Below are 21156 nucleotides of genomic sequence, written 5' to 3'. Positions count from 1 at the left end.
GACTAATTCGTGGGTTCGTCGGGCTCGCGCCTGATCTGGCCGTGTTCGAGCAGTGCGTTCACGGCGTCCCGCCATCGCTGCAGTTGAGCCGTGCCGACAAAGGGTTCGGGCAGGTGCCGGTCGATGTGCCGCCGCATGATCACCGCCCCCATCACCAGGATGAGCGGATTGAGCGCGGCCCACACCAGATCGAGATCCTCGGCCGCGCCGCCTTCGTCGGCCAGTCGGCGCCAGCGCGCCAGGCCGATCTCGGCCGTTGAGTCGAAGAATGCGGCTCCCGCGGGGGCACCCTCGACGAGCAGGTCGGCGAGATAGTCGACCGCCGCCAGTTGCCGGGCAAGCAGAAAACTCACCCGTCGGCCCATCTCGAGGACGGACTCGTTCGACGGAGCGGTCAACGGTCTGGCCATCTCGGTCCTGATGACGGTCAAGGCATGGGCATTGACCGCTTCGACCAGCTTCTCCTTGGAGCCGAAGTGGTGCTGTACCAATCCCACTGACACACCTGCGGCGCGTGCGACCATCTGCAACGTCGACTTCGCGGCGCCGTGCTCACCGAACACCGCGAGGGCTGCCTCGACGACGCGCTGCCGTCTCGGCGTGCCGAGGCCGCCTTCGGAGCTCACCGCGCCGTCAACCCTTCACCTCGTCGTCGGTCGTGCACCCTGGGAGGGATCCCCAAGTTCTACACGAATCAGAACCGGTTTCGGTTCAACCATCCCACCGGCACGGCACCTACCCTCCGCCCAGCCAGGCGCTGGCCGCGACGAGTTCGGGCACCAGAACTTCGGTGAGCAGGCGCACGTCATCGTCGTCGTCGCCGGGGTAGCGCACCTCGAAACCGGCGCTGGGAACACTACCCCCGACCGCGACGACGGTCGTGCCGCGCACTGTCGTCCACTCGGCCATCTGCTGCTCCCATGGCGACCCGGCGAACACCAGCAGCCGGTAGTCGGTGGTTTTGGTGAGGTAGACGTCGACGTGGCTCCAGTCGCCGGTCTCGCAGCCCACCGCCGGGCGCCGCGGCCCCTCGCGCAGCATCAGCGCACCCTGCTGGGCTGAGCAGAATCGGTGCGCCGGGGCGGCCAGGTGGGTGCCGTCGGGTCCGAGCAATAGGTCGGACACGGCTGGCCGCCAATCTGATTCGGTGTCCAGCAGATGGGCGCTCGCGGTGGCTGCGCTGGTGACGGTGGCGGCCAGTGCGGTGGTGTCGGCACCGGCCAGGTGTGCCTCGAGCGCCATCAGCAGCACCAGCGTGTGCTGATAGGTGCGGCAGGCCACCCCACCGACCTCGCGATCCGCCCGCAGTTCGACGACGGCATCGCAGCGCTCGGTGATGGCCGAGTCCGCGGTGTTGGTCAGGGCGATCGTGGTGACCCCGGAGGGCAGACGGCCAAGCGCGTCAAGGGTTTCCACCGACCCGCCGGTAGCCGAGGTCGCCACGACCAACGTTCCGGGACCCCAGTCCGGAAGTGACTGCGTCGATGCCACCTCGGAGACCGCAAGCAGTCCGCGGGCGCGCATCCGAGCGGCCGCGACACCCCCGGCGTAGGCCGAGGACCCCATTCCCAGCAGCACCACCCGATCGATACCGGCCGGCACCGCCTGCGCCCACGGGTTGGCGCCGGCCAGCGTGTGGGCCAGCCCGCCCAACGTCTCGGGCTTGCGGTGCAGGTCGGCGACGAAGCCCTCAGCGTCCACCAGTGATCCTCTCGTCGAGCAAGGCGGGCAGCGCCGCGTCGGGAACATACATCCACCGCGGCAGATGCCGTGCCGCGTACACGATTTCCCGCAATACCTGTTGCAGCCGGAACGCAGGCAGCGGTGCCGGATCATAAAGGTCGGCGTGACCGAGGCGGGCCAACCCGTCGGCATAGCCGTCGAGGAAGGCCCGGCGGGCATCCCGATCCACCACCGCCAGGGCGTGCGGGTCGAGGTCGTTGTGTCGTTGCGCCACGATCGCCACGTGGGCCAGTGACTGGGCCATGCCGGCCACATCGAGGGCAGCCGGGATGGGCAGCACGCGCTGCTGCGGGGGCAACACCGGGTTGCCGTCGAAATCGGTGACCACGTAGCGCCCGCGGCACTGCAGCACCTGCCCGACATGCAGGTCGCCGTGGCCGTCGATCACCGGGCTTCCGGCGAGCGCACCGAGGCCTGCCAGGGTCCGCTCGATCTCGGCGCGGCGGTCGTGCAACACAGCGGCGGTGGCGGGTGTGCTCAGCGCCTGCGCCTCGTGCAGGGTCGCCAGCGCGTTCTCGCGCCACCGCTGCGCGTCGGCGACCGATGCCGTGACCGCGGTGGTGGCCAGCGCGGCGTGCAGCTCGGCCACCACCATGGCGACCTCGGCTACCGCCGACACCACGGGGGCCGGTCGCGCCGTCGCCCCTCGCGCCGCCTCGGCCATCAGGTCGACCGCCCACGTCCACCCGTCGACAGCACCGGGAAGATACTCGTCGACATTGGCCACCAAGGTTTCCGCACCGCTGTCGGGCTGCCAGGTGACCAAGCCCCACGGCTGGGGCATGAATCGAAACCCGTTGGTGCGCAATACCTGCAGCCGCGACGGCGCCGGGTGCGGGCCCTCCTGCAGGTGGGTCGCCCACTTGACCACCGCCGCCTCGCCGACGATCACCGACTCGTTGGTCTGGTCGACGGTGACCGACCGCTCACCCTCGACGGGGCGGGCGGCCCACGCGTGCACGGCGAAGCGACCCCGCACCGAGAAATCCGGTGACGCCTCGAGCATCCGGCACAGCGCCTCGGCCACCCCGTCGCCGGGCTGCGCGCGGCGCCACCGGCCCCCGTCGCGCACCTGGGGCAGGGCGGCCAGGCGGTCGCCGTCACCGGCGATCACCGCCAGCCGTTTGCCGTCAGCCAGTTCCAGGACGTCGAGTTCGTGGTCCACCTGATCAGGCCGTCGCGGCCTGGCCCACCTTCTCGATGACGTCAGCACCGACGCGGAGCCCGTCACGCGCCCTGATCTTCGCGCCGATCTCGGCCAGCCGGTCCCGCAGTGCGGTGTCGGCCAGCGTCCGGTCCACCGCGCTGGTGAGCTCCTCCTCGGCGAAGGCGTAGGTGTTCAGCCGCACACCGAAGCCGAGTTCGTCGATACGCTGGGCGTTTTCGTACTGGTCCCAGAACAGGGGCAGCACGATCAGCGGCTTGCCGAAGTGCAGCGTCTCGGTCACGGTGTTGTTGCCGCCGTGCGAGATGACCAGGTCGACCTGTGGGATGACCTTCGTCTGTGGCACCATCTGCTCGCCGACCATGTTGTCCGCCAACGTGATTCGATCTGCCTGCGGCCCCTTGCTGACGATGAATCGGTGCTTGGTCCCACCCAGGACGTCGACGAGCCGCTGCATCAGCTCGACGTCAGCCCCGCCCAGCGATCCCAGTGACAGGTAGATCAAGGCGCTGTCCTCGGGGCGGTCGGCCACCTCGGCGGGCACCACGTAGTCGAGGTCGGTTTCCCGCACGCTGGAGTCCATCCGGGTCCAGCTGCCGTCCAGCGGTCGCGCTTCGACGTAGTCCGCCTCGGCGGGATACACGTAGAGGTTGGCGGCGTTCTCGCGTGGCATGAACTCCAGGTCCGGCAGCGGGTCGGCGCCCTGCTGCTGCACCCAGGAGTTGAAGTCGTCCCACAGCGCACGGTGCGTGCGGTCGAACTCGCCGCGATAGTCGTCCCAGGCCGACCGGTCGTCACTGGGCAGGCCGGAGAACGGGGGCGGGATGTTCGGCCCGGGGATCTCCAGCGGGCTGCACGACACGATCCGGATGAACGGGACACCGGCGGTCACCAAGGCGGGGAACAGCACGACGTTGTCTTCGACGATGACGTCGGGACGATGCTCGGCGACGATTGCCCGCAACCGCGGCTCGCAGTACTTGGCGCCGCCGACCAGCGCCTGATAGGTCGGCTGGATGAACGTCTCCAGCTGGTCGACGGTCGGCTTGCGGAACTCAGGGGCGGTCTCGGCGATGAAATCGGTCCAGAACTTGCCCGGGTCCTCGTCCTCGGCTCCTGCGGCCGGTTCGGCCAGGTCGACGAGTTCCTCGACGAAGCCCAGCGGCGCCAGCTTGCCCGCCCACGAACTTTCCGCCGCGAACACGATGCGGTGGCCGCGGTCGCGCAGGATGGCGGCCAACCCGATGCACTGGTTCGTCGGGCCATACGCCGACTCGGGCCAGAACATCACGGTCAACGGCCTCGTGGCTGCCATAGGGATCCCTTCGACTCGATCAGGTCTGACAGATCATCGCGCACCACCCACCCCGGGCGCATCAGCACGGGCAGCGCGCTCAGTGCGCGATGACGGGTTCGGGATCGTCGCTGACCGAACTGTCCAGCGGCGGCACCGGCGACGCCCGGCCCCCCTCGCCGGGGCGCGGGCTACGTGCACGCCGATACTCCCAGCGCCGCAGCGCATTCCGGCACGGCGACTCCACCAGCGCATAGCTGACCGCGGCCATCGCGAACCCGAAGATCAAGGTGAGCACCAGCACGACGATCAGGTTTCCGTTGAACATGAACTTGCCGACCATCGGGAACACCATCACCAACGCGGCCAGGTGCCACACGAACAGCCCGTAGGACCAGCGGCCGAGCGTCACCATCACCTTGCTCCCCAGGATCGGGTGCGCGGTGTCGGGCCGGTCGAGCACCAGCGGCGCCAACAGCGCCCACGCCACCACCGCCCCCAACGACGTACGAATGACGAACTGGCCCAGCGTCGCCGGGACCAGGTCTTCCGGCCCGGCCAGCGGCGAGGCGGACAACAGATAGGCCCCCACGGCGATGCCGGTGATGGCCCACGGGTTGCGGGCTAGCCTGTGCGCCCAGCCCGGCGGGCTGACCGTCCACTCGGCGAGCAGCATGCCCGCCGCGAACCAGGAGGCATAGGCCGGCGGCCAGTTGAGGAAGTTCACACCCTGCGGGGTGTGGATCGGCAGCAGTCCCCAGCCCAGGCTGGCCAGCGCCACCGCCGCGATCACCGGAATGCGGGCCGGCACGGGCAACCGGCGCGCCAGTAATGCCAGGATCGGCAGCGCCAGATAGAAGCTCACTTCGACCGACAGGCTCCACATCTGGGTAAGGCCGGCGGTCAGCGTCAGCGGGACGTACACCTGGGTGAGCGTGAGGTTGGCCAGCCACACTGTGGGACTGGCGTGGTTGGCCTCCGGGAGCAGCGTGAGGATCACGATGACGGCGACCAGGTAGCCGGGCATGATCCGCACGAGCCGGGATCGCAGGTAGTGCCCGGTGGGCGGGCGGTGGCGCATTCCGCGCGCGGCCGCGGCGTGGCCGCGCCACAGCAGGAAGCCCGACAGCGCGAAGAACACCGCGACCGCAAGGTCGAACCGGTGCAGCAGCCGGCCGAGCACTCCGCTGGAGGTGCCGGTCTGGAACGCCACGTGCGTCAGCACCACCCCCATGGCCGCGCACGCGCGCATCCCTTCGACGGCGGGCAGGAAGCCGCGGGTGCCCCCGACCTGCTCGGCCTCCGGTTTCATGTCTGCCAGTCTGCCGGTGCGGGTCACCCCGCGAAAGTGGGTACCCCTGTCTGCGGCGTGACCCTCCTAATTAGCCGGTGCCTCGGCGTCTGCTGTTAGGGTCAGACCGGTTTGCCTCGCCGTGTAGGCGGTGCAGAACCCTACGGGAGAAGGAGGCCACGGCAGCGTGAATCGCGCGGGCATGTTGCGTATCGCGGCGTACGGCATCATCGGGCTCGGAGCCGCCCTTCTGATTGCCGCCCTGCTGTTGTCGACCTACACCTCCGGCAAGATCCAGAAGATTCCGCTGAACATCGACAAGTCGCTGGTCAGCAACGGCACTGCCACCGCGCTGGATCCCGTGTCGCTGTCCGGTGAGCGCTTCATCATCGACAAGAACGTGCCGCTGGTGTCCCAGCAGCAGATCACCGTCGAGTCGCCGGCCAACGCCGATGTGGTCACCTTCCAGGTCGGCACCACCGTGCGGCGCAGTGACAAGCAGCAGGACAACGGCCTGCTGCTGGCGATGGTGGATACGGTCACCCTGAACCGCAGCACGGCGATGGCGGTGTCCGACGACACCCACCCGGGCGGTTCGGTGCAGAAGCCGCGGACCATCGAGGACGACAAGCCGCCGACCAATATCGCGCTGCCCCACGAGGGTCTGTCCTACCGGTTCCCGTTCAACACCGAGAAGAAGACGTACCCCTACTTCGACGCGATCGCCCAGAAGGCCTTCGACGCCAACTACGACGGCGAAGACGACGTCAACGGGCTGACCACCTACCGGTTCACCCAGAACGTCGGCTACGACGCCGACGGCAAGCTGGTCGAGCCGATCAAGTACGCCTCGCTCTACGCCAACGACGAGGAGGGCGAGGTGACCGCGCGCGCGTCGCTGTGGGGCCTGCCCGGCCCCCCGGACGAGCCGGTCACGATGACGCGCTACTACGCCGCTCAGCGCACCTTCTGGGTGGACCCGGTCTCGGGAACCATCGTCAAGGCCGAGGAACACGCCAATCACTACTACGCGCGTGACCCGCTCAAGCCGGAGATGGCGCTGGCCGACTACAAGGTCACCTCAACCGAACAGACCATCGAATCCCAGGTGGCCGCCGCTCGCGACGAGCGCGACCGGGTGGGACTGTGGTCGCGGGTGCTGCCCATCAGCTTCACCGCGGCCGGTCTGGTCGCGCTGGTCGGCGGCGCACTGCTGGGCTTGTTCAGCGTGCGCGCCGAGGCGGCCCTGATCGACCCCGGTCTGGACTCCGCCGATCACGGCTTCTTCGGCAAGGACGAGACCGGGCCGATGCCGGCCGCCGAGGCCGCTACCGAGAAGCTGCCCGCCGCCAGACCCGATCTGGAGCCTCCGCCGGACCGGTGAGGACCGCATGACCCAGGCACACCGCCGGGCAGTCCGGTGGGTGGTGCCGGGATATGCCCTCATATTGGCCGTCGCGGTGACGGCTCCCCTGCTCGCACCCGGTTATCTGCTTCTGCGTGATGCGGTGTCAACCCCGCGCGCCTATCTCTCCGATGCTGCGCTGGGCCTATCAGAGGCCGCACCGCGCGCGCTGCCGCAGGACTTTCTGGTCGCCATCGCCTCGACGGTGATCGACGGTGGCATGTTGGTGAAGGCCTTGGTGGTAGCCGGGTTGTTCCTGGCCGGTTGGGGTGCTGCCCGGCTGGCGGCTGACGTGGTGCCGGAGGCCGGGCTGCCGGGCCAGTTGGTGGCGACGACCCTCGGGGTGTGGAATCCCTACGTCGGCGAGCGGCTGCTGCAGGGCCACTGGAGCCTGCTGGTCGGCTACGGGTGCCTGCCGTGGGTCGCCGCATCGGTGATCCGGCTGCGCACCGGTGACGACAATCCCCGCTGGCCGGTGTGGGCCGCCGCGGTGTTCTGGATCGCGGTGGCGGGACTGACACCGACCGGGCTGATACTGGCGGCGGTCGTCGCGGGCGTCTGTATCGCGGTTCGCGGCCACGGTGTGTCGCGGGTGCGTTGCCTGGCCGGGATCGCGGCGGCATCGACGGTCGCCGCCCTGCCGTGGCTGACGGCGGCCGCGGTGGGCGATGCCGTGGGCGCGTCGGCGACGTCGGGCCTGGCTGCCTTCGCGGCCCGGGCCGAACCCGGGCTGGGGACGCTGGGCAGCCTGGCCGGGCTCGGCGGAATCTGGAATGCCGAGGCTGTACCAGCCTCGCGCACAACCTTTTTAGCGTTGCTGGCCACCGTGGTGCTACTGACGGTGGTGACGCTCGGGCTTCCTGCGGTGATCCGCCGTCCCACGGCAGTGCCGTTGTTGATCCTGGCTGTGGTGAGTGTTGTAGGGCCCGCGGTGATGGCAACCGGGCCGGGATTGGCCGTGCTGCGTGCGGTGGTGGACGCCGCCCCCGGTCTCGGGGTTCTGCGCGACGGTCAGAAGTGGGTGGCACTGGCGATGCCCGGCTATGCGGTCGCCGGCGCGGGCGCGGTGGTCACGGCGCGGGCCTGGACGCGGCCCGGCGTTGCCGCGGCCGTCGCCATCGCCGCGCTGATCGCGGTGCTGCCCGATCTGGCCTGGGGCGTCGCAGGCAAGGTCACCCCGGTGCACTATCCACGGGGATGGCCCGCGGTGGTCGGCATCGTCAACGCCGACCCCGGCGCCGTCGCGGTGTTGCCCGCCGACACCATGCGCCGGTTCGGCTGGGCCGGACCGGCGCCAGTGCTCGACCCGCTGCCGCGCTGGGTCCGCCCGGAGGTACTCACCACCGGTGACCTCACCATCTCCGGGCAGACGGTGCCCGGTGAGGGCGCGCGGGCGCGGGAGATTCAGCGGATGCTGGTCGCCGGGGCGGGGCCGCAGGAGATTGCCGCGGCGGGTGTGCGCTGGGTGGTCGTCGAAGGCGGCACGGCCGGTGAGGTGGGCAGCGCGCAGCGCACGCTCGACGCGCTGCCGGTGATCTACCAGGACGCCGATCTCACGCTGTACCGCGCCGGCGGAACCAGTCCGGTTGCGGCCCAGAGTGATCGACTGACGATGATCGTGGTGCACCTGGCCTGGCTGGCCCTGCTGACAGCGAGTGCGGTGGCGATGGCGGTGGCCCGCGTCCGACGGGCGTGATGCATGCGGGTTCAGGCCTGCTTGGGGAGCAGCGGCTTGAGTTGGTCGAGGATATGGGCGATCAGTTCGTCCTGCTTGGTGAGGTGGTCCTGGATCATCGAGGCCTCCTTGAGCACGGCCTCGGCGTCCTTGTAGGTTTCGTCGGCGCGGGTGTCGGCCGCCTTGGCCTGGATGTTCTGGCCGACGATGATGATCGGCAACAGCACCAGTTGCAGGAAGCTGCTCGACAGCCACACCACGATGAAGTACGTTCCCTGTTTGATCGCATCCGGGAGCGCGAACAGCGCAAGCACGGTGAAAAGGTATGCGGTCCACATCGTTCCGACGATCACGGTGATCTTGAGACCGAACTTGGCATTGAACCGGACGAACCAGTTGTCGTGCTTGACACCGCGAATCTCGTCGGTGGTCAACGGCTTTTTGGCGCTCAGCTCGGCAGCGCGCGGATGGCGGACGTAGTCATAGATTCTCGACATCCGCGGATCATCACACGGCGAGCCCGTGAACGAGCTGTCAATCCTCGGCGCTGGGTACGGTGGCGCTGGCGTTCCGCACGGCCGGGATGGACACCCACCTCGAGAGGTACACCCTGCTCGCTATCCTCGGCACGATGGCGATCATGATCGTGCAGTCCCGGCGCGCGTTCTCGGTCAGCAGCTACGTCCACATCCGCAAGAACCACCCGGTCGGCGAGCACTGGTTGCCCACCCTGGTTGCGCCCCTGATGGGTGGCCTCGGCATGCTCTACGTCGTGTACCTGCTCTGGGAGCGCAAGGACGCGGCCGCCGGGACCGCATCGGGGTCCCTGCCTGTTCGTTCCCGGCGCCGCGGGAGCGACCTACCTCAAGATCCGCGACCCACCGCGATACACCTTGATGGGCCGTATCATATTCGAGGACAACACGATTCGCGACTAGTCGCGATCGCCCGTGGAACGAGGACCTAGGATGACGGACAGCATGGCCGCACCGACCCGCGACCCTTCCCCCAACCCGAACGACCTCGACCAGGGGCGAATGCGCGTCCTGGACGCCAAGCCGGTCAACCTCGACGGCTTCAGCGTGGCCGACCCGGCGCTGGGTTTGGTCGCGATGCACAGCCCGCACGATCCGGTGCCGTCGCTGGTGGTTCGCGACGGTGTCATCGTCGAACTCGACGGCAAGCCGGCCGCCGCCTTTGACGTCATCGACGAGTTCATCGCCCGGCACGGCATCGACCTGGCCGCCGCCACCGAGGCGATGGCGCTCGACGACGCCGCCCTGGCCCGGCTGGCCGTGGACATCAACGTGCCGCGATCCGAGGTGGTACGCCTGATCGGTGGCACCACCCCGGCCAAACTGGCCCGTGTCGTCGCCCTGCTGACCCCGGTTGAGATGCAGATGGCAATGGCCAAGATGCGGGCCCGGCGCACCCCGAGCAACCAGGCGCACGTCACCAATCAGCTCGACGACCCGCTGCTGATCGCCGCCGACGCGGCCAGCGCGGTGGCCTACGGTTTCCGCGAGGTCGAGACGACGGTGCCGGTGCTCGGCGACGCACCGTCGAACGCGGTGGCGTTGCTGATCGGCAGCCAGGTCGGTCTGCCCGGTGCGCTGGCCCAGTGCTCGATCGAGGAGGCACTCGAACTGCGGCTGGGCCTGCGGGGCCTGACCAGCTACGCCGAGACCATCTCGATCTACGGCACCGAGCAGGTCTTCATCGACGGCGACGACACCCCGTTCTCGAAGGCGATCCTCACCTCTGCCTACGCCTCCCGGGGCTTGAAGATGCGGGTGACCAGCGGCGGCGGGGCGGAGGTCCTGATGGGCGCGGCCGAGAAGTGCTCCATCCTGTACCTCGAGTCGCGGTGCGTTTCGCTGGCTCGCGCGCTCGGGTCGCAGGGCGTGCAGAACGGCGGAATCGACGGCGTCGGTGTCGTCGCGTCGGTGCCGGAGGGGATGAAGGAACTGCTGGCCGAGAACCTGATGGTGATGCTGCGTGACCTGGAGTCCTGCGCAGGCAACGACAACCTGATCTCTGAGTCCGACATTCGGCGCAGCGCCCACACCCTGCCGGTGCTGCTCGCCGGCGCCGACTTCGTCTTCTCCGGATTCGGCTCGATTCCCCGCTACGACAACGCTTTTGCACTGTCGAACTTCAACTCCGACGACATGGACGACTTCCTGGTGCTGCAGCGCGACTGGGGTGCCGACGGCGGGCTGCGGACGGTGTCGGCCGAGCACCTGGCCACGGTGCGCCGACGCGCCGCCGAGGCCGTGCAGGCCGTCTACCGGGATCTGGGCCTGGCCGACTACGACGATGCCCGCGTCGACGAAGTGGTGGTGGCCAACGGCTCCCGCGACCTACCCACCGGGCACCCCAAGATGGTGGCCGAAGCCGCCGCCGCGATCGAGGCCCGCCAGCTGACCGTCTTCGATGTGGTTGCCGCACTGCACCGCACCGGATTCGAACCCGAAGCCGAGTCGATCATGCGGCTGACCGCCGAGCGGCTGCGCGGCGACCAGCTGCAAACCTCGGCGATCTTCGACGAGAACTTCAAGGTGCTGTCCAAACTCACCGATCCCAACGACTACGCCGGGCCGGGAACGGGATACGCGCTTACCGAGCATCGGCGAGCGGAGATCGACGGCATCCGGCAGGCGAAGACCTCGGCGGAGCTGACCGCCGACCAGGCCGGGCATCAGGGGCACATCATCCTGACCCCGGTCGAGGCCGCGCGGCAGGGAAGCGATCCCCGCGAGGTGTGCATCGGCCTGTCCCCGGCACTGGGGCGCAGCGTCTGGCTCACCCTGTGCGGACTGACCGTGGGCGAGGTGCTGCGGCAGATCGAGGCGGGGCTGGAAGAAGAAGGCTGCGTGGCCCGGCTGGTCCGGATCCGATCGACCATCGACGTCGGGCTGATCGGGCTGACCGCGGCCAAACTGTCCGGATCGGGGATTGGAATTGGCTTGCAAGGCAAAGGAACTGCTCTGATACACCGACGAGACCTGGCCCCACTGGCCAACCTGGAGCTGTTCAGTGTCGCGCCACTGCTCAACGCCGACATGTACCGGCAGCTGGGTAAGAACGCCGCTCGCCACGCCAAGGGCATGGCACCGGTGCCGATCTTCACCGGCGGCACCGACGAGTCGATCTCGGCGCGCTATCACGCCCGCGCGGTCGCCCTGGTGGCACTGGAACGCGAGGCCTGCGAGCCCGGCGAGGCTCCTGTGACGGTCGATGCGAGGCGTGCATGAGCTCCGAGCGGTTCACCGTCGCGGCTGCCGTCGACGGCAAGCTGACACTGTCGGATCTGCGGATGGATCCTGCCACGCTGGCCCACCAGGCCGCCGTCGCCGAGGCGGGCGGTAACCCGCAACTGGCCGAGAACTTCCTGCGCGCAGCCGAATTGGCGACCATGGGGGACGACGAGGTGATGAACCTCTACGAGGCGCTGCGCCCGCACCGGTCGACGGCCCAGGAACTCGACGCTCTCGTTGCCGGGTTGGAGTCACGCGGCGCCCAGCGCTGCGCGGAGTTGGTGCGCCACGCCGCGACGGTCTATCAGCGGCGGGGTCTGCTGCGTTGAGTCTGGTCGCCGGAATCGATGTCGGAAACCACACCACCGAGATCGTCGTCGCCAGGGTGGCTGCAGGCTCGGTAGAGCCGATCTGTCACGGGCAGTCACCGACTCGCGGGCGCAAGGGTTCTCGGGACTCACTGGCCGGAGCGGCGGCGCTGTTGCGCAAGCTTGAAGTCGAGGCCCAGCTTCGCGTCGACGAGATCGTCCTGTCGGCGCTGCGCCCGGTCGACACCGCGACCGCCCCACTGCCGCCGCCGACTCCACCGCACTGCCCGGTGCGCAGCCTGCGCCGGCCGAGCGCGAGCACACCGGCCGGGACCGGCTCGGCCGTCGGTGCCCACCTGCCGATCGCCGGCCTGGCCGACCCGGTCACCGTCGGCCCGGTGGTCGTTTCTGTCGACGCGACAATCGATTTCGAGGTGGCCGCACGGCAGATCACCGAGGCCGTGGAACGCGGCTGGCAGATCGTCGGGGTGATCGCCGAACGCGACGAGGCCGTCCTGATCGCCAACCGGATCCCCGGCGGCATACCGGTGGTCGACGAGGTCGACCTCGTCGGTCTGCGGCGCGGCGCGCCAGTGGCGATCGAGGTGGTGGCCGAGGGCCGCTCCTACCGTGCGCTGGCCGACCCGATCGCCCTGTCGGCGGCCCTCGAGGTGGACCACGAACACATCCACCGGATTGCCGAGTTCACCCGGGAGCTGGCGGATTCACCGGCGATCGCGGTGACCCTGCGCGACGGGGACCCCGGCCCGCCGGCGGCCGACGACGACTACGCGGAATGCCGAATCGATGGCGTCGTTCGGCGCTACTCACCCGCCGAGGCCGAGAGCCTGCTACGGGTCCGTCCGCCCGGCACGGTGGTGGCGGTGCGCCTGGGCGCGCTGCCGTCGGCGGCACACGGCATCGCCGTCGATGACGCCTACTTCACCAACCTCAGGGCGATCGACGACGGCGCGTGGCTGCGCCGCGGGGTGGTCGAGACCACCGGAACCGTCGTCGCGCTGCTGGCCGCCGACGAGGTCGCCGACGCCGCGGCCACCCTGCAGGAGATGTGCGGACGCCCGACCCGGACCATCGCCTCGGAGCCGCGGGCGGCCGCGCGCGGCGCCCACACCACCCCGCACCTGCCGCCCGGGTCGATCGTCTGCGATATCGGCGGGGGCACCATCGACGTGATCAGCCCGGATCAGGAGGTGGTGGCCGCCGGGGCCGGTGAGGCCATCACCACCGCTGTCGCGGCCACCCTCGGCGTTCCGCGCGCGCTGGCCGAACAGGTCAAACGTTCACCGGCGATCCGGGTGGAGGGACCGCACATCGCCCACGAGGAGGACGGCCGCCGGGTATTCCTGGACTCCCCTGCCCCGGCCGAGGCGATCGGCCGGTTGTGCACGCGTGGCAGCGCCGGGCTGGTCCCGTTCTCCAACCGGCTGGCCGCCGAGGAGTGGCGCAGCCTGCGGCTGGCGGTCAAACAGCAGACGGTCGCGGCCAACATCGCCCGCTGCCTGCGCGCATTCGACACACCGCCCGTGGCGCTGGTGCTGGCCGGTGGTGGGGCGCTCGACGATGAGCTGCTGCGAACCGTCGGCGAGTCACTTCGCACTGTTCCGGTGGCCGTCGGGCGTGCCGATGTCGACGGCGTGCACGGACCGCGCTACGCCGTCGCCTCCGGCCTGGTGCACCTGTACGCCGACGCCCAGCAGGTTTAGCTTCCGGCGTCGTCGTGCCCGTAGCGCCGACGGTAGGACTCGTGGATGTGCGCGTCGCGCTTGCGAGCCAGTTCGTCGATCAGCCCCGGATCGATGTTGTGCTGGCGCAGGCGGTAGGTGCGCCAGATCTTGTCCAGCGCGTGCGCGAAGTACAAGAACGGCAGGAACAGCAGCGAGGACATGGCCAAGTGCATGGGGGTCGTGGTCGGGACCAGCCACAGCGGCGAGACGAGTAGCAGGCCGGGAATCGCGACCCGCACCAGCGTCCGCAGCCGCGCACCCTTGCCGGTGAGGTCATTGCGCACCCAGTCACGCATCGAGTCCGGCAACTGCTTGCCGTAGCAGTAGGCGATGTATTGGAGCGGGTTGGGACTGGTGTTGTCGGTCATGGCTTCCTAGATCACGCCGCTGACGCGGGTTCCGGAGTGCACGGACTCCAATACATTTCGCATGGCAGCCGCACTCTGCTGCCACGAGAACTCCCGGCTTCGGGCCATCGCCTTCGCGCCGAGTTCGTCGCGAAGAACCCGGTCGCTCAGCAGCCGCTCGAGCCCGTCGACCAGTTCGTCGGGGCTGTCGACCAGCACACCGGTCACCCCGTCGATCACCGAATCGGTGAGACCGCCGGAGGATCGGTAACCGATCGTCGGCACCCCATGCTGGGCCGCCTCGATGACGGCCAGACCCCAGCCCTCTTTGCGCGACGGCAGCACGTGCACCCAGGAGCGTTGCACCACATCATGTTTGGCGGTGTCGCCAACGTGACCGTGGAACGTGACGGAGTCGGCGATTCCCAGCTGTTGTGCCCGCTCGACGAGACGGTCATGCCACCAGCCGCCGCCGACGATATCCAGATGCAGACCGTCGACCCGCGATCGCAGCCGGGCCACCGCGTCCAGCGCGTCCTCGATCTGCTTGTGCGGCACCAGCCGAGACAACACGACCACCCGCGGGGTCGCCGACCGGTCCGCGGTCAGGGTGTCCGCGGGGGCCTCATCCAACCCGTTGCGCACCACGGCGATCCGGCGTGAATCCACACCGAGGTCGGCCAGGTCGCGGGCTGAGGGCAGCGACACCGTGACGTACTGGTTTCGCCGGTGCATGCGCGGCGAGAGCCACGACTCGACGAGCCACCCGAGTCGTCCGATCACCCGGCCGGCGACCGGCCACTGCTCGCGATGGCAGTGGTGGACCAGGACCGCGACGCGACGGCCGAAGGCCAGGCGGGCCAGGAACGGCACCCCGTTCTGGGTGTCCAGGACGACGTCGGGACGCACCCGGCGCAGCGGTCCCAGCCCGATTCGGGCCAGCACCATCGCCAGCCCGGCCCAGATGTAGACCGTGTAGGGGCCGCCACCGCGGCTGATCCGCACTCCGTCGACGACCTCGCGGCGTGGCGCCCCCGGATAGCGGGCGGTGCGCAGCGTCACCTCGACGCCCGACTGCGCCAGCAGGGTGCCGATGCGCTGAACATAGGTTTCACTCCCGCCACCCTGTGGGTGGCCGGTATCGCGCCAGCACAACAGCAGCACGGAACGGACGGGAGCGGACATCGAGATCAGCCTAGTCGGCCGACGATGCGGGCCCCCAAGGCCCGAGGAGGAGGGCGACAGTCGAATCCGGTCGGCCGACGATGCGGGCCCCCAAGGCCCGAGGAGGAGGGCGACAGTCGAGTCCGGTCCCGGTCACTAGGGTGAACCGATGTCCGTCACCGACCTGTTCGCCAGGCGCGCGACGCTGGCCCGGTCGGTGCGCCTGCTGTCGGATTTCCGCTTCGAACAGCGCGACCCAGACCGCTTCTACGGTGCGCTGGCCGCCGACACCGCAGCCATGGTCACCGACCTGTGGCGGGCCGACCACGCCGGCGGGCCTGCCGGGCGCACGGTGGTCGACGTCGGTGGCGGCCCGGGGTACTTCGCGTCGGCGTTCTGCGCGGCGGGCTGGGAGTACGTCGGCGTGGAACCGGATCCGTCCGAGATGCACGCCGCCGAGCACGTCCGTGGCAGCAGTCCCGGATCGTTCGTGCGCGCCTCCGGGATGGCGCTGCCGTTCGCCGACGGCAGCGTCGAGGTGTGCCTGTCGTCCAATGTCGCCGAGCATGTCGCGCAGCCCTGGCAGTTGGGCGCCGAGATGCTGCGCATCACCCGCCCGGGTGGCCTGGCGATCTTGTCCTACACGGTGTGGCTGGGTCCGTTCGGCGGCCACGAGATGGGTCTGACGCACTATTTCGGTGGTGAACGCGCCGCAGCCCGCTACACCCGTAAGCACGGGCATCCGCCGAAGAACAACTACGGCTCGTCGCTGTTCGCGGTGTCGGCGGCCGACGGGCTGCGGTGGGCGGCGGGCACCGGGGCATTGGTCGCGGCATTCCCGCGTTACCACCCGCGATGGGCTTGGGGATTGACCTCGGTACCCGGTGTGCGCGAGTTCCTGGTGAGCAACCTGGTGCTGGTGCTACGGCCGCCGAATGTGCCGAAATGAACAGGTTCTAGTTTTTGTCTTCAGTCGGTAGTGTGACGGGTATGACACAGAGCACCGCGTTCAAGACCGAATGGGACAAGCTATTCATCGGCGGCAAGTGGACCGAACCGGCCTCTGCCGAGGTCATCGAAGTGCACTCCCCGGCGACCGGCGAACTCGTCGGCAAGGTGCCGCTGGCCGTGGCAGCTGACGTCGACGCCGCCTGCGCTGCCGCCCGCAAGGCCTTCGACGAGGGCCCCTGGCCGCACATGTCGCCCGCCGAGCGCGGCGAGATCCTGGGCCGCGCCGTCAAGATCCTCGAAGAGCGCGCCGAGGAGTTCAAGTTCCTGCTTGCCGCCGAGACGGGGCAGCCGCCGACGATCGTCGACATGATGCAGTACGGCGCGGCGATGTCGTCGTTCCAGTACTTCGCCGGTGCCGCCGACAAGTTCACCTGGCGCGACTTCCGCGACGGCGTGTACGGCACCACCATGGTGCTGCGCGAACCGATCGGTGTCGTCGCGGCCGTGACGGCGTGGAATGTGCCGTTCTTCCTGGCCGCCAACAAGCTCGGCCCGGCGCTGCTGGCCGGCTGCACCATCGTCGTGAAGCCGGCCGCCGAGACCCCGCTGTCGTTGTTCGCGATGGCCGACGTCTTCGCCGAAGCCGGGCTGCCCGAAGGTGTGCTCTCGGTGGTCCCCGGCGGACCGGAGACCGGCCGTGCGTTGACCGCCAACCCCGAGATCGACAAGTTCACCTTCACCGGGTCAAGCGGGGTCGGCAAGGAGATCGCCAAGATCGCCGCCGAGAAGCTCAAGCCGTGCACCCTGGAGTTGGGCGGCAAGTCGGCCGCGATCATTCTCGAGGACGCCGACCTCGATTCGACGCTGCCGATGCTGGTGTTCTCCGGCCTGATGAACTGCGGCCAGGCCTGTGTCGGCCAGACCCGCATCCTGGCCCCGCGGTCGCGCTACGACGAGGTTGTCGAGAAGCTGTCCGCCGCCGTCGCGGCGATGCCCGTCGGATTGCCCGACAACCCCGCCGCCATGATCGGCCCGCTGATCAGCGAGAAGCAGCGCGAGCGGGTCGAGGGCTACATCAAGAAGGGCGTCGAGGAAGGTGCCCGGATCGTCACCGGCGGTGAGCGTCCCGAGGGGCTCGACGGCGGCTGGTTCGTTCAGCCGACGGTCTTCGCCGACGTCGACAACTCGATGACCATCGCGCAGGAGGAGATCTTCGGACCGGTCCTGGCGGTGATTCCGTATGACACCGAAGAGGACGCCGTGCGCATCGCCAACGACTCCGTCTACGGTCTGGCCGGTTCGGTGTACACCACCGATAACGACAAGGCCATGAAGATCGCCGCGCAGATCCGCACCGGCACGTACGCGGTCAACATGTACGCGTTCGATCCCGGTTCGCCGTTCGGTGGATACAAGAACTCCGGCATCGGCCGCGAGAACGGGCCCGAGGGTATCGAGGCGTACACCCAGGCCAAGAGCGTGCTGCTGCCCTTCGGCTACCAGCCCGAGTAGTCGGCTGCACAACGACGATGGCCCCCGCATGTCGGGGGCCATTGTCGTGTGTAGCGGCGGGCCGTGAAAAGCCAAGGGGCGCATCCGACCCCGATGTAACGGTTCGACGCGTGTCCGACACTGCCTCGACATGGCTATCAGAAGCATTCGCAGCAGAGCATTCATCAGAGCACTGGCACAACCCGAGTTGGTGATGCTGCTGTCCACGGCTCTCGTCGTGGTCGGTCACCGAATCGACTGCGGTGAGCGGTCACTGGACGACGGCTCCCCGGTGCACGCGGCGAAATCCGCGGCCTGACAGGAAGGATCACATCATGGCTCGCTTGTCGACTGCCGACGCCACTACCGACGATCCCGCCCAGCGTCAGGCCCGCGAGGCGATTCAGAAGGCGTGGGGTCGAGTTCCCAATCTCGGCGCCGTACTGGCGCTGTCGCTGCCGATGACCGAGGCGGTCCTCGGGTTCGACGATGCACTGGGCAGAGGATCGCTGCGCGGCGGCATCGCCGAGCAGCTCGCCATCGCGGTCTCCCAGGAGAACCGATGCGCGTACTGCCTTGCCGCGCACACCGCCGCCGCCGGCGCCTACCGGGTGCCGGCCGACGACATCGCCGACGCCCGGTCGGCTCGCGCGTCAAATCCCAAGACCGCAGCCGCACTCGAGTTCGCACAACTCGTGGTACGTACCCGCGGCCACGTCGCGGCCGCCGATCTCGCGGCCGTGCGCGCAGCCGGCTGGACTGACGCGGAGATCGTGGAGATCGTGGGACACGCCATCTCCACGACGTTGTCGAACTACCTGCATCACATCAGCGAAGTCGACGTGGACTATCCCGCCGTCGAGTTCGCCGAGTGAACTGCCCCGCGATTAGAACAGAGTGCGCACGATCATCTCGGCGACGGCGGCCGGCTTGTCGACGCCGTCGATCTCGATGGTGTGGCGCACCGTGAGGTTGACGGTGCTGTCGTCGACCTTGGTGGCCTCGGCCAGCTCCGAGCGCACCCGCACCCGGCTGTCGACGGGCACGGCGGCGACGAAGCGGACCTTGTTGAGCCCGTAGTTGATGGCCATCTTGGCGTTCTCGATGCGGAAGTTGTCCTTGGACAGCGCGGGAACCAGTGACAGTGTGAGAAAGCCGTGGGCGATCGGTGTCCCGTAAGGACTTTCGGCCTTGGCCCGCTCGACGTCGACGTGGATCCACTGATGATCGCCGGTGACGTCGGCGAAATCGTTGATGCGCTTCTGGTCGATCTGGAGCCAGTCGCTGACGCCGAGTTCGGTGCCGACCAGCGATTCGGCATCGTCGATAGACGTGATCAGCTTCATGGGCTCACTTCCTATTCAGTCTCAGCGGTTACTCCCGCCATCTTGACCGACGCTCAGAAGGCCTCTTCGTCCAGGTCCATGATCGCCAGGTCGACGCCCTCGGCGATGCGACGCTGGGCGGCCAGCCGAGGCAGTACGTTGCGCGCGAAGAAGTTCGCGACGGCGACTTTGCCGCTGTAGAAGGAGCGTTCGCGCGGATCGAGGTCGCCGTCGAGTGCGCCGAGGGCGATCTCGGCCTGCCTCAGCAGCAGCCAGCCGATCATCAGATCACCGACAGCCAGCAGGAAGGGCACCGACTCGAGGCCCACCCGATACAGCTCTCGCGAATCCTGCTGGGCGCCGAAGAGGTAGCCGGTGAGGGTGGCGACCATCGCCCGCAGGTTGTCGAGGGCCTCGGCCAGCAGCGCCCGCGCGCCTGCGAGTTCCGGCTTGGCGTCGGGGCTGTCGATGAACGTCTCGATCTGGGTCACGACGTGGGTCAGCGCCACCCCCTGATCGCGGGCGATCTTGCGAAAGAAGAAGTCCTGAGCCTGAATTGCGGTGGTGCCCTCGTAGAGCGAGTCGATCTTGGCGTCGCGGATGTACTGCTCGATCGGGTAGTCCTGCAGGAAGCCCGACCCGCCGAACGTCTGCAGCGACTCGGTCAGGGTCTGGTAGGCCCGCTCCGATCCGACACCCTTGACGATCGGGAGGAACAGATCGTTGATCCGCTCGGCGAGTTCGGCATCGGCACCGGAGACCACCTCGGCCGCGGCCGGGTCCTGGTGGGCGGCGGTATAGAGATACAGCGCACGCAATCCCTCGGCGTAGGCCTTCTGCGTCATCAGGGCGCGGCGCACGTCGGGGTGATGCAGGATGGTCACCCGCGGCGCGGTCTTATCGGTCATCTGCGTCATGTCGGCGCCCTGCACCCGGAACTTGGCGTACTCCAGGGCGTTCAGGTAGCCGGTCGACAGCGTCGCAATCGCTTTGGTACCCACGAACATTCGCGCGTACTCGATCACCTTGAACATCTGCGCGATGCCGTTGTGGACGTCGCCGACCAGCCACCCGATCGCCGGCTTGCCGTGCAGGCCGAAACTGATCTCGGTGGTGGCCGAGGCCTTCAGGCCCATCTTGTGCTCGAGGTTGGTGACGAACGCGCCGTTGAGCTCACCCGGCTCCCCGGTCTCCGGGTCGAACAGGAACTTGGGGACGAAGAACAGGGACAGGCCCTTGGTGCCGGGCCCGGCTCCCTCGGGCCGGGCCAGCACCAGATGCATGATGTTCTCGAAGAGGTCATCGGTGTCGCCACTGGTGATGAACCGTTTGACGCCCTCGATGTGCCAGGTGCCGTCACCGGCGTCGACCGCCTTGGTGCGCCCGGCCCCGACGTCGGATCCGGCGTCGGGTTCGGTCAGCACCATGGTCGCCGCCCAGCCACGCTCGACGGCGAGCTGAGCCCACTGCTTCTGCTCCTGGTTGCCGATGTGGAACAGGATGTCGGCCATGATCGGGCCGGCCAGGTACATGAAGACGGCCGGGTTGGCGCCCAGCACCAGCTCGTTGATCGCCCAGCCCACCATCGCCGGGGCCGGGACCCCGCCCACTTCCTCGTCGAGCCCGATCCGGAACCACTCGCCGTCCTGCCAGGCTTTGAGCGATTTCTTGAACGGCTCCGGGATGGAGACCGTGTGGGTGTCGGGGTCGAAGGTCGGCGGGTGACGGTCGGTCTCGGCGAACGACTCGGCCACCGGGCCCTCGGCCAGACGCGCGGCCTCGGCCAGCATCTGGCGCACGGAGTCGCCGTCCAGATCGCCGAAAGTGCTGCCGTCGAGCACCTTCTCCAGCCCGAGCAGCTCGAAGAGGTTGAACTCGAGGTCGCGGACGTTGCTCTTGTAATGGCCCATTCGCTTGCGCCTCCCGTTGCGGCTGAGCAGAGCCTAACCCGTTCAGGTGGCCTGATCAGGGCGTTCAGGCAACGGCTGAAAA

General features: G+C 68.7%; 20 protein-coding genes. 10 read left to right on the top strand and 10 right to left on the bottom strand.

Features of this window, described 5'->3' with window-relative positions:
- Positions 1-2: 2 nt before the first annotated feature.
- The 5 genes from OG976_RS15015 to OG976_RS14995 all read right to left on the bottom strand — a co-directional run bounded on the left by OG976_RS15015 (position 3) and on the right by OG976_RS14995 (position 5514).
- Entirely contained in the window at positions 3-626 is a 624-nt protein-coding gene (locus OG976_RS15015; protein ID WP_328350145.1) for a TetR/AcrR family transcriptional regulator, read from the bottom strand.
- A 109-nt stretch (positions 627-735) separates the two neighbouring features.
- Positions 736-1701, bottom strand: coding sequence for an SIS domain-containing protein (locus tag OG976_RS15010; RefSeq protein WP_328350143.1), 966 nt, complete (start codon positions 1699-1701; stop codon positions 736-738).
- Positions 1691-2908: a glucosamine kinase gene (locus tag OG976_RS15005; protein ID WP_328350141.1), complete on the bottom strand. Its 1218-nt coding sequence runs from the start codon at positions 2906-2908 to the stop codon at positions 1691-1693. The genes OG976_RS15010 and OG976_RS15005 overlap by 11 nt, the downstream gene beginning before the upstream one ends.
- Positions 2909-2912: 4 nt before the next feature.
- Positions 2913-4223 (bottom strand): glycosyltransferase, encoded by a 1311-nt coding sequence (locus OG976_RS15000; RefSeq protein ID WP_328350138.1) that lies wholly within the window; start codon positions 4221-4223, stop codon positions 2913-2915.
- 79 nt (positions 4224-4302) lie between these two features.
- Complete coding sequence (locus OG976_RS14995; protein WP_328350135.1) at positions 4303-5514, bottom strand: acyltransferase family protein; 1212 nt, start codon at positions 5512-5514, stop codon at positions 4303-4305.
- Between the two features lie 166 nt (positions 5515-5680).
- On the opposite strand from OG976_RS14995, the gene OG976_RS14990 reads away from it, so the two are divergent.
- Both OG976_RS14990 and OG976_RS14985 read left to right on the top strand, forming a co-directional pair.
- Positions 5681-6877 (top strand): DUF3068 domain-containing protein, encoded by a 1197-nt coding sequence (locus OG976_RS14990; RefSeq protein WP_328350133.1) that lies wholly within the window; start codon positions 5681-5683, stop codon positions 6875-6877.
- Between the two features lie 7 nt (positions 6878-6884).
- On the top strand, positions 6885-8594 hold the full coding sequence (locus OG976_RS14985; RefSeq protein ID WP_328350131.1) for a hypothetical protein: 1710 nt from the start codon (positions 6885-6887) through the stop codon (positions 8592-8594).
- Between the two features lie 11 nt (positions 8595-8605).
- Here OG976_RS14985 and OG976_RS14980 read toward each other — a convergent pair whose 3' ends face one another.
- A complete protein-coding gene (locus OG976_RS14980; protein WP_328350129.1) occupies positions 8606-9070 on the bottom strand; it encodes a DUF1003 domain-containing protein in 465 nt (154 codons plus the stop codon).
- 59 nt (positions 9071-9129) lie between these two features.
- Between OG976_RS14980 and OG976_RS14975 the strand changes: the two genes are divergently transcribed.
- The 4 genes from OG976_RS14975 to OG976_RS14960 all read left to right on the top strand — a co-directional run bounded on the left by OG976_RS14975 (position 9130) and on the right by OG976_RS14960 (position 13865).
- A complete protein-coding gene (locus OG976_RS14975; RefSeq protein ID WP_442930338.1) occupies positions 9130-9540 on the top strand; it encodes a hypothetical protein in 411 nt (136 codons plus the stop codon).
- 70 nt (positions 9541-9610) lie between these two features.
- Positions 9611-11830 carry a propanediol/glycerol family dehydratase large subunit gene (locus OG976_RS14970; protein ID WP_328363602.1) on the top strand — a complete coding sequence of 740 codons (2220 nt, stop codon included), beginning with the start codon at positions 9611-9613 and terminating at the stop codon, positions 11828-11830.
- Positions 11827-12162, top strand: coding sequence for a diol dehydratase small subunit (locus tag OG976_RS14965; protein WP_328350127.1), 336 nt, complete (start codon positions 11827-11829; stop codon positions 12160-12162). Before OG976_RS14970 ends, OG976_RS14965 begins: the two co-directional genes overlap by 4 nt.
- Before the next feature lie 2 nt (positions 12163-12164).
- Positions 12165-13865 carry a diol dehydratase reactivase ATPase-like domain-containing protein gene (locus OG976_RS14960; RefSeq protein ID WP_328363600.1) on the top strand — a complete coding sequence of 567 codons (1701 nt, stop codon included), beginning with the start codon at positions 12165-12167 and terminating at the stop codon, positions 13863-13865.
- On the opposite strand, the gene OG976_RS14955 is transcribed toward OG976_RS14960, so the two are convergent.
- The gene (locus OG976_RS14955) at positions 13862-14254 is read right to left on the bottom strand and encodes a DUF5313 domain-containing protein (protein ID WP_328350125.1); all 393 of its coding nucleotides are present in this window, start codon (positions 14252-14254) and stop codon (positions 13862-13864) included. The two genes, OG976_RS14960 and OG976_RS14955, sit on opposite strands and share 4 nt — an antisense overlap.
- Before the next feature lie 6 nt (positions 14255-14260).
- Positions 14261-15418, bottom strand: a complete 1158-nt coding sequence (locus OG976_RS14950; RefSeq protein WP_328350123.1) for a glycosyltransferase family 4 protein — start codon at positions 15416-15418, stop codon at positions 14261-14263.
- A 148-nt stretch (positions 15419-15566) separates the two neighbouring features.
- Here OG976_RS14950 and OG976_RS14945 point away from each other — a divergent pair, with 148 nt between their 5' ends.
- From OG976_RS14945 to OG976_RS14930, 4 genes are all read left to right on the top strand, one after another.
- Positions 15567-16346: a class I SAM-dependent methyltransferase gene (locus OG976_RS14945; protein ID WP_328350121.1), complete on the top strand. Its 780-nt coding sequence runs from the start codon at positions 15567-15569 to the stop codon at positions 16344-16346.
- Between the two features lie 41 nt (positions 16347-16387).
- Positions 16388-17860, top strand: a complete 1473-nt coding sequence (locus OG976_RS14940; RefSeq protein WP_328350119.1) for an aldehyde dehydrogenase — start codon at positions 16388-16390, stop codon at positions 17858-17860.
- A 130-nt stretch (positions 17861-17990) separates the two neighbouring features.
- Positions 17991-18158 carry a hypothetical protein gene (locus OG976_RS14935; protein WP_328350117.1) on the top strand — a complete coding sequence of 56 codons (168 nt, stop codon included), beginning with the start codon at positions 17991-17993 and terminating at the stop codon, positions 18156-18158.
- 16 nt (positions 18159-18174) lie between these two features.
- Complete coding sequence (locus OG976_RS14930) at positions 18175-18714, top strand: carboxymuconolactone decarboxylase family protein (RefSeq protein ID WP_328350115.1); 540 nt, start codon at positions 18175-18177, stop codon at positions 18712-18714.
- Between the two features lie 12 nt (positions 18715-18726).
- Here OG976_RS14930 and OG976_RS14925 read toward each other — a convergent pair whose 3' ends face one another.
- Both OG976_RS14925 and OG976_RS14920 read right to left on the bottom strand, forming a co-directional pair.
- Positions 18727-19185, bottom strand: coding sequence for a MaoC family dehydratase (locus tag OG976_RS14925; protein WP_328350113.1), 459 nt, complete (start codon positions 19183-19185; stop codon positions 18727-18729).
- Between the two features lie 53 nt (positions 19186-19238).
- A complete protein-coding gene (locus OG976_RS14920; RefSeq protein WP_328350112.1) occupies positions 19239-21074 on the bottom strand; it encodes an acyl-CoA dehydrogenase in 1836 nt (611 codons plus the stop codon).
- Between the last annotated feature and the right edge of the window lie 82 nt (positions 21075-21156).

It is taken from the genome of Mycobacterium sp. NBC_00419 (genome assembly GCF_036023875.1).
Taxonomy (GTDB): domain Bacteria; phylum Actinomycetota; class Actinomycetes; order Mycobacteriales; family Mycobacteriaceae; genus Mycobacterium.
The sequence above is the reverse complement of the archived record's forward strand: the minus strand, read 5'-3'. Positions and strand labels throughout refer to the sequence as shown.

What these genes read in the sequence shown, in the direction of transcription:
- OG976_RS15000 (WP_328350138.1), bottom strand. Translation starts at nt 4,223, where the DNA reads ATGGCAGCCACGAGGCCGTTGACCGTGATGTTCTGGCCCGAGTCGGCG.
- OG976_RS14995 (WP_328350135.1), bottom strand. Translation starts at nt 5,514, where the DNA reads ATGAAACCGGAGGCCGAGCAGGTCGGGGGCACCCGCGGCTTCCTGCCC.
- OG976_RS14985 (WP_328350131.1), top strand. Translation starts at nt 6,885, where the DNA reads ATGACCCAGGCACACCGCCGGGCAGTCCGGTGGGTGGTGCCGGGATAT.
- OG976_RS14980 (WP_328350129.1), bottom strand. Translation starts at nt 9,070, where the DNA reads ATGTCGAGAATCTATGACTACGTCCGCCATCCGCGCGCTGCCGAGCTG.
- OG976_RS14970 (WP_328363602.1), top strand. Translation starts at nt 9,611, where the DNA reads ATGCGCGTCCTGGACGCCAAGCCGGTCAACCTCGACGGCTTCAGCGTG.
- OG976_RS14965 (WP_328350127.1), top strand. Translation starts at nt 11,827, where the DNA reads ATGAGCTCCGAGCGGTTCACCGTCGCGGCTGCCGTCGACGGCAAGCTG.
- OG976_RS14955 (WP_328350125.1), bottom strand. Translation starts at nt 14,254, where the DNA reads ATGACCGACAACACCAGTCCCAACCCGCTCCAATACATCGCCTACTGC.
- OG976_RS14950 (WP_328350123.1), bottom strand. Translation starts at nt 15,418, where the DNA reads ATGTCCGCTCCCGTCCGTTCCGTGCTGCTGTTGTGCTGGCGCGATACC.
- OG976_RS14945 (WP_328350121.1), top strand. Translation starts at nt 15,567, where the DNA reads ATGTCCGTCACCGACCTGTTCGCCAGGCGCGCGACGCTGGCCCGGTCG.
- OG976_RS14940 (WP_328350119.1), top strand. Translation starts at nt 16,388, where the DNA reads ATGACACAGAGCACCGCGTTCAAGACCGAATGGGACAAGCTATTCATC.
- OG976_RS14935 (WP_328350117.1), top strand. Translation starts at nt 17,991, where the DNA reads ATGGCTATCAGAAGCATTCGCAGCAGAGCATTCATCAGAGCACTGGCA.
- OG976_RS14930 (WP_328350115.1), top strand. Translation starts at nt 18,175, where the DNA reads ATGGCTCGCTTGTCGACTGCCGACGCCACTACCGACGATCCCGCCCAG.
- OG976_RS14925 (WP_328350113.1), bottom strand. Translation starts at nt 19,185, where the DNA reads ATGAAGCTGATCACGTCTATCGACGATGCCGAATCGCTGGTCGGCACC.
- OG976_RS14920 (WP_328350112.1), bottom strand. Translation starts at nt 21,074, where the DNA reads ATGGGCCATTACAAGAGCAACGTCCGCGACCTCGAGTTCAACCTCTTC.